Source organism: Citrobacter sp. TBCP-5362, assembly GCF_005406305.1.
GTDB classification, from domain to species: Bacteria; Pseudomonadota; Gammaproteobacteria; order Enterobacterales; family Enterobacteriaceae; genus Citrobacter_B; species Citrobacter_B koseri.
In genome coordinates, this window is record NZ_CP040234.1 from 4,563,074 (window position 1) to 4,569,707 (window position 6,634).

Below are 6,634 nucleotides of genomic sequence, written 5' to 3' on the forward strand. Positions count from 1 at the left end.
CGCTTACGCGACTTTTACATTTCTGACGCGGTCGTGGTTAATTTACCGTCAGGAGAGGTGGCTATAGAGCGTTTTGATGGTCTCTTTTAACCAGATAATTTTAGGGTTATGGCTGTTACGTTTATGCCAAAGGAGGGTAAAAGGCACCATCAGCTTTTCTCGCTGGGCGGCGTCAAAAGGGAGAGGACGCGCGACCAACGGTAGCTGGTGGAGCTGGTTATAACGCTGGCAGTAGAGAGGCGCGGTCGCCAGCAGCGAGTGGTTCGGCTGGGCGGCCATAAACAGCGATTGTTCAAACCCCGGTAAACTTAAGGCGATATTGCGTTTGCGGCCCATCTCCTGCAATACATCATCCAGCGCCCAGGTGTCGCTTTGCTCCCAGCAAATGCTGATATGCGGATAGCGTAAAAATGTTTCCAGATTCCACTCTTCTTGTAGCGCCGGGTGATCTTCCCGCAGCCAGACCCAGGGGAGGTCGCTGAACAGGACTTCAAAATCGATAGACAGCGGTAGCAGGCTGAGAAGCTCCCGCGAACGGGGATGGCTCTCCCTTCCGGTAAAGCCGAGATCCACCTCGCCGCGTGTGATGGCATCCAGCGAGTCGTAATCCCAGTTACGCACCTTGATTGTGGCCTGCGGATAGCGCTGATAAATCTGCTGCGACAGAGAATTGAACATGATCATTACCAGCGGCGACTCTGCCGCCAGTTCAAATTTCAGGCCGCGTGGCGATTCGTGATGCGGTTTATCAAGCAGCTGATTGCTCATCTGCATCCAGTCCGCCAGGCTTTGTTCCATATTGACCATCAGCGGCGTCGGCGTCAGCCCCAGCGGCGTGTTCACAAACAGCGGGTCATCAAACCATGTTCGCAGCTTTGACAACGATTTACTCACCGCCGAGGGCGTGACGTTCATCCGCTTCGCCGCTTTGGTGACGCTGCGCTCCTGCATCAGAAGCTGCAAACATAACAACAGATTAAGATCGAGACTGGTGATGGATTTTTTCATAGTGCGCTGCGGGCTGTATGGTCATCAGTAACAGGATACAGACCATGCTACAGCCAATCAGAATCCCGATCAGCATATTCAGGGCGTTAAAGCCAATGACTGCCGCCAGCCATATCCACAGCGATGACCCGCAGACCTGTGCAATGCCGAGTACAGAGCTTGCGACGCCAGCACGCAGTGAGAATGGGCCTAATGCCTGGCTCATCGCCACGCCAAAGCCAACTGAAAAACCCGCGCAGATGAGCGTCAGGCCAAAGAGCGTGACGGCGTGAGAGGATGAGAGGCTGAGTACGATGCCCGCAGCCAGAAACAGCCCTTGCGACGTGAGCATCAGCGTGCGCGGTTTAAATACGCTCAGCGCAAAGGGCGTTGAGAACGACACCGCCATGCTGATGCCTGCCGTCAGCGCCATTGTGGTGGCGTATTCACCGCGATCAAAGCCCATCATTTCCATGAGCAACACCGGCGAAGTGTTTACAAATGTGAGGATCACCGACACGCTCAACGTGGTGATCGCCAGACGGCTGAGGAAAAAGCGGTTGAGCAGCGACTCTGCATTTTGCTGAGGGCGCGAGATCGACGAGCATGTTGCCGGGCGCGTTTCTTTCAGGATAAACACCGAGAGCAGGCATACCGCGATACCCATCGCTATCATCGTGTAAAACAGACTTTGCCACGGGAATTTAAGCATAATCAAATGCCCTAACACTGGCGCTAATACCGGTACAATGCAGGTAATTCCGTTTAATAGCGATAACACTTTCGCCCGGCGGCGATCGTCCAGCGTGTCGCGCAAAATCGCAAACGCCACCACATAACAGCACCCCGCCCCGATGCCCTGAATAAAGCGCCCGGTCAGGAACAGCGACCCGTCCGTTGCTCGTGAGCAAAGCATGGAGGCGATGATGAATATCACCGCGCCCGCTATCGCCACCGGTTTGCGCCCTGACTGGTCTGCAACTTTACCCGCAAACAGCATTGCGGTGGCCATCCCGGCCAGGTATACCGAAAACGCGATGTGCAGCTGCGCCTCGCTGGCGTTCAGATCGGCGGCAATACGGGGTAAACCGACCAGATACATGTCGATGCCGGCTGGGTAGAGTAAAACAAGGGCAAAACTACAGATTAGAAAGCGGGTCATAGCGTCCTCACAATAAGCGTGGCGCTAAGAATACGGGGAGGTTTTCAGTGACGCGAGTTGCCATTTGGACAACGGTGATTTCCTGTGAGGAAATTTATTATTGCCGGATGGCGGCTTTGCCTTATCCGGCCTACAGATTTAGTCGGCCCGGTAAGCGTAGCGCCACCGGGCAAAACAACATCACTTGCCAATACAGAAGCTGGAGAAAATACGGCCCAGCAGATCGTCGGAGGTAAATTCGCCGGTGATCTCACTCAGCGCCTGCTGCGCCAGACGCAGCTCCTCTGCCAGCAGTTCGCCTGCCCAGGCGCCAAGCAGCTGTGATTTACCCTGCTGGAGATGTTCTGCGGCTTCTGCCAGCGCCTGAAGATGGCGACGGCGGGCAAGGAAGCCGCCTTCCATATTGGTGTCAAAGCCCATGCTTTGCTTGAGATGGTTACGCAATACGTCCACGCCTTCGCCGGTACGGGCGGAAAGACGGACAAGTGAGTGACCATTCACCTCGCTGATACCCAGCGTCTCGCCAGTGATGTCAGCTTTGTTGCGCACAACGGTGATCGGCAGTTTCGCCGGTAAACGGGCGATAAAGTCCGGCCAGATTTCCGCCGGATCAACGGCATCGGTGGTTGTGCCATCTACCATAAACAGCACGCGGTCGGCCTGTTCTATCTCCTGCCAGGCGCGCTCAATCCCAATACGTTCCACTTCATCGCTGGCATCGCGCAGACCGGCGGTATCGATGATGTGCAGCGGCATTCCGTCAATGTGAATATGCTCGCGCAGCACGTCGCGGGTGGTGCCAGCGATATCGGTGACAATGGCGGCCTCACGGCCCGCCAGGGCGTTCAGCAGGCTCGATTTCCCGGCGTTAGGGCGTCCGGCAATGACCACCTTCATCCCTTCACGCAGCAGGCTGCCCTGACGCGCTTCGGCGCGTACCGCATCGAGATCGGCGATCACGCCGTTGAGCTGGGCTTCAATTTTGCCGTCGGAGAGGAAGTCGATCTCCTCGTCCGGGAAGTCAATGGCTGCTTCCACATAGATGCGCAGGTGAGTGAGTGCTTCCACAAGATTATTCACACGCGCGGAAAATGCCCCCTGTAGCGAGTTTAGCGCCGAGCGTGCCGCCTGCTCGGAACTGGCGTCGATCAGGTCGGCAATCGCTTCTGCCTGGGCTAAGTCGAGCTTGTCATTGAGGAACGCGCGCTCGGAGAACTCGCCCGGTCTGGCAATGCGCAGGCCGGGGAGCGTCAGAATACGTTTTAACAGCAGGTCGAGAATGACCGGGCCGCCATGCCCTTGCAGTTCCAGTACGTCTTCACCAGTAAACGAGTTCGGGCCAGGAAACCACAGCGCGATCCCCTGATCCAGCGCCGTGCCATCGGCATCTTTAAACGGCAGGTAATCGGCGTAACGCGGTTTTGGTAGCTTGCCCAATACGGCTTCGGCCACCTCGCGCGCCTTGAGACCGGAAATACGCAGGATACCGACGCCACCGCGTCCCGGTGGGGTAGCCTGGGCGACGATAGTGTCGTTATGGCTCATGATCTTCTCTTTTTTGCTAATAAAAAAGGCGGTCAATTGACCGCCCTGTCATCGCTGTTCTGATTGCCGGGTGGCGCTATGCTTACCCGGCTTACATGGAATCAGGAGCTTTTCTTCTCGCGGCTATGCAGGCCACGTTTCTCCAGACCACGGTAAATCAGCTGCTGCTGGATGATGGTTACCAGGTTGCTGACGATATAGTACAGCACCAGACCTGACGGGAACCACAGGAAGAATACCGTGAAGATGACCGGCATAAAGGTCATGATCTTCTGCTGCATCGGGTCGGTCACGGTGGTCGGAGACATCTTCTGGATGAAGAACATCGTCACGCCCATCAGGATCGGCAGGATGTAGTACGGGTCCTGTGCGGACAAGTCATGGATCCACAGTGCGAACGGCGCATGACGCAGTTCAATGGAGCCCATCAGCATGTAGTACAACGCCAGGAAGATAGGCATCTGGATGATCAGCGGGAAGCAGCCGCCCAGCGGGTTAACCTTCTCAGCTTTGTACAGGGCCATCATTTCCTGGCTCTGACGCTGTTTGTCATCGCCCAGACGCTCGCGCATAGCCTGAATCTTCGGCTGTAGCATACGCATCTTCGCCATGGAGGTGTACTGCGCTTTTGTCAGCGGGTACATGATGCCACGAACGATAAAGGTGATAACGATGATAGAGAAGCCCCAGTTACCCAGGAAGCTATGAATCCATTTCAGCAGTTTGAACAGCGGCTGAGAGATGAACCACAGCCAACCGTAATCAACGGTCAGATCCAGGTGCGGTGCAACGGCCGCCATTTTATCCTGAATTTCCGGGCCAACCCACAGGGTGCTGGTCATGGCGCCAGTCTGACCCGGCTGTACCAGAACCGGCTGAGATTTATAGCCGATAGCGGCAATGCCGTTACCCAGATTAGCGGTATAGAAGTTATTGGTGCCGTCGTTACGCGGAATCCATGCCGTTGCGAAGTACTGCTGCAACATGGCGACCCAACCGCCGTTGGAGCTGACGTTCAGGTTTTCGTTATCGGCAATGGTGTCGAATTTGTATTTTTCGTACTTCTCATCCGGCGTGGAGTACGCCGCGCCACGGAAGGTATGCAGTGCAAAATTGCTGCTACCGGTGTCGCGATGAGACGGCAGATTGATGGATTGCTTCAACTGACCAAAGGTGGAGATCTCCAGCGGTTTCTCACTGGCGTTCTGCACGCTGTAGTTGACGTTGACCGCATATTCACCGCGTTTGAGGACAAACGTTTTGGTGAAGGTGTTGCCAGCGGCGTCAGTCCAGGTCATCGGAACATGCAGTTCGTTCTGGCCATCCGCGAGGACAAACGTGTCGTTATCGACGCTGTACAGCGGACGCGGGCCGTTAGCCGGGTTATCCGGGCCATCACGACCGGTCAGGCCGCTCTGCGCCTGGTAGATAAACTGCGGAGTCGTTTCCAGCAACTGGAACGGTTCTTTAGAACCCAACTCTTTCGGGTAAGTTGGCAGCAAGGCCTGCTCAACATCACCGCCACGGGTGTTGATGGTCAGATCAAGCACGTCGGTCTTAACCGTAATCAGTTTCCCCTGGCCACTGGCCGGTACGCCCTGGTCGGCGGCGCTACCCGCTGCGGTGGTCGTTGTCTGCGTGGTCTGTTGGGTCTGAGGCTGCGGATTTTTATCCTGCTCCCAGGCTTGCCAGATCATGAAAGACACGAACAGCAAAGCGATGACTAAAAGATTGCGTTGCGAATCCATCGTTAGTGTTCTCTGGTATCAAATGGTCCGGGCGGGACGGGATCGTCACCACCAGGGTGTAAAGGGTGGCATTTTAATACGCGTTTCACCGTCAACCAACTGCCTTTTATCACTCCAAACCTGCGCAATGCCTCAATTCCGTAGCTTGAGCAGGTTGGCGTGAAACGGCAATGCGGCCCAAGCAGCGGACTGATCAGGCGTTGATAGACCCGTATAAGGGCTATCAGGACCCGCGAGCCAGGCGACAGTGGCGGCGCCATAATTTTTCCAACGCTTCCGAGAGAGCACGGTTATCGAGGTCGGCAACCCCTTTTTTCGCCACCACCACGAAATCCATTGCAGGGAGTTCATGTTGACGCAGACGGAAGCTTTCACGCGTCAGACGTTTAATCCGATTGCGTTCATGCGCGCGTCGAACGTTTTTCTTGGCGACGGTTAGACCGATGCGGGGATGCCCCAGCGAATTCAGGCGGCCGAGAATGGTGATTTGCGGCGTGCCAGCCCGTTGTGGCTGCTGGAAGACAAATGTGAAATGACTGGGAGTTAACAAACGTAACTCCCTGGGAAATGCGAGCTTAACCACTCAGGGGTTAGCTTTTATTACTTGGAAACGGTCAGACGAGCGCGGCCTTTAGCACGACGACGTGCCAGAACCTGACGACCATTTTTAGTAGCCATACGAGCACGGAAGCCGTGAGAACGGTTGCGCTTCAGTACAGACGGTTGAAAAGTGCGTTTCATGGCGATTTCTACCTAAACTTGAATAAATTCACTGACTTTTGCGTATACCCGAACGATTATCGAACGACTTACGCCTCAGCGTGGGTGATTAAAGAGGCCGGATTGTAATAATTGTACACTCCAGAGTCAATTCTCTTTCCTTAAAACCCTGCGTTTTTCCGCACCTTTTCGCGCGAAAAACAAGCAGCGCTAACGCCGTACGATGGGCATTGTACAACGGGTGGAGGATTATACGGACTGCCGGGCAAAGCGCAAGGATCGCACGGGATCTTTATTAGATCGTTTATGCAGTATAGCGTCTTTACTCATTAATTTTTTCAATATGCGCGCGAAATCGTGCAGCACTTCGCCTGGATCGTTTACACTTACCCGGTTCTGGATCATCCTGTGGATAAATCGGGAAGAATCTGTGAGAAACAGAAGATCTCTTGCTCAGTTTAGGCTATGATCC

General features: G+C 54.9%; 7 protein-coding genes. All 7 read right to left on the reverse strand.

What is annotated here, in order from left to right:
- Positions 1–48: 48 nt before the first annotated feature.
- A complete protein-coding gene (gene yidZ / locus FD428_RS21655) occupies positions 49–1,008 on the reverse strand; it encodes an HTH-type transcriptional regulator YidZ (protein ID WP_012000814.1) in 960 nt (319 codons plus the stop codon).
- Entirely contained in the window at positions 977–2,149 is a 1,173-nt protein-coding gene (locus FD428_RS21660; RefSeq protein ID WP_114848143.1) for an MFS transporter, read from the reverse strand. Before FD428_RS21660 ends, yidZ begins: the two co-directional genes overlap by 32 nt.
- A 180-nt stretch (positions 2,150–2,329) precedes the next feature.
- Positions 2,330–3,694, reverse strand: coding sequence for a tRNA uridine-5-carboxymethylaminomethyl(34) synthesis GTPase MnmE (gene mnmE, locus FD428_RS21670; RefSeq protein WP_114848156.1), 1,365 nt, complete (start codon positions 3,692–3,694; stop codon positions 2,330–2,332).
- 101 nt (positions 3,695–3,795) lie between these two features.
- Positions 3,796–5,442 carry a membrane protein insertase YidC gene (gene yidC / locus FD428_RS21675; RefSeq protein ID WP_114848142.1) on the reverse strand — a complete coding sequence of 549 codons (1,647 nt, stop codon included), beginning with the start codon at positions 5,440–5,442 and terminating at the stop codon, positions 3,796–3,798.
- 2 nt (positions 5,443–5,444) lie between these two features.
- A complete protein-coding gene (gene yidD, locus FD428_RS21680; RefSeq protein ID WP_001307474.1) occupies positions 5,445–5,702 on the reverse strand; it encodes a membrane protein insertion efficiency factor YidD in 258 nt (85 codons plus the stop codon).
- A complete protein-coding gene (gene rnpA, locus FD428_RS21685) occupies positions 5,666–6,025 on the reverse strand; it encodes a ribonuclease P protein component (RefSeq protein WP_012000809.1) in 360 nt (119 codons plus the stop codon). Before rnpA ends, yidD begins: the two co-directional genes overlap by 37 nt.
- 17 nt (positions 6,026–6,042) lie before the next feature.
- Positions 6,043–6,183, reverse strand: a complete 141-nt coding sequence (gene rpmH / locus FD428_RS21690; RefSeq protein ID WP_000831330.1) for a 50S ribosomal protein L34 — start codon at positions 6,181–6,183, stop codon at positions 6,043–6,045.
- Between the last annotated feature and the right edge of the window lie 451 nt (positions 6,184–6,634).

What these genes read in the sequence shown, in the direction of transcription:
- mnmE (WP_114848156.1), bottom strand. Translation starts at nt 3,694, where the DNA reads ATGAGCCATAACGACACTATCGTCGCCCAGGCTACCCCACCGGGACGC.
- yidC (WP_114848142.1), bottom strand. Translation starts at nt 5,442, where the DNA reads ATGGATTCGCAACGCAATCTTTTAGTCATCGCTTTGCTGTTCGTGTCT.
- FD428_RS21660 (WP_114848143.1), bottom strand. Translation starts at nt 2,149, where the DNA reads ATGACCCGCTTTCTAATCTGTAGTTTTGCCCTTGTTTTACTCTACCCA.
- yidZ (WP_012000814.1), bottom strand. Translation starts at nt 1,008, where the DNA reads ATGAAAAAATCCATCACCAGTCTCGATCTTAATCTGTTGTTATGTTTG.
- yidD (WP_001307474.1), bottom strand. Translation starts at nt 5,702, where the DNA reads ATGGCGCCGCCACTGTCGCCTGGCTCGCGGGTCCTGATAGCCCTTATA.
- rpmH (WP_000831330.1), bottom strand. Translation starts at nt 6,183, where the DNA reads ATGAAACGCACTTTTCAACCGTCTGTACTGAAGCGCAACCGTTCTCAC.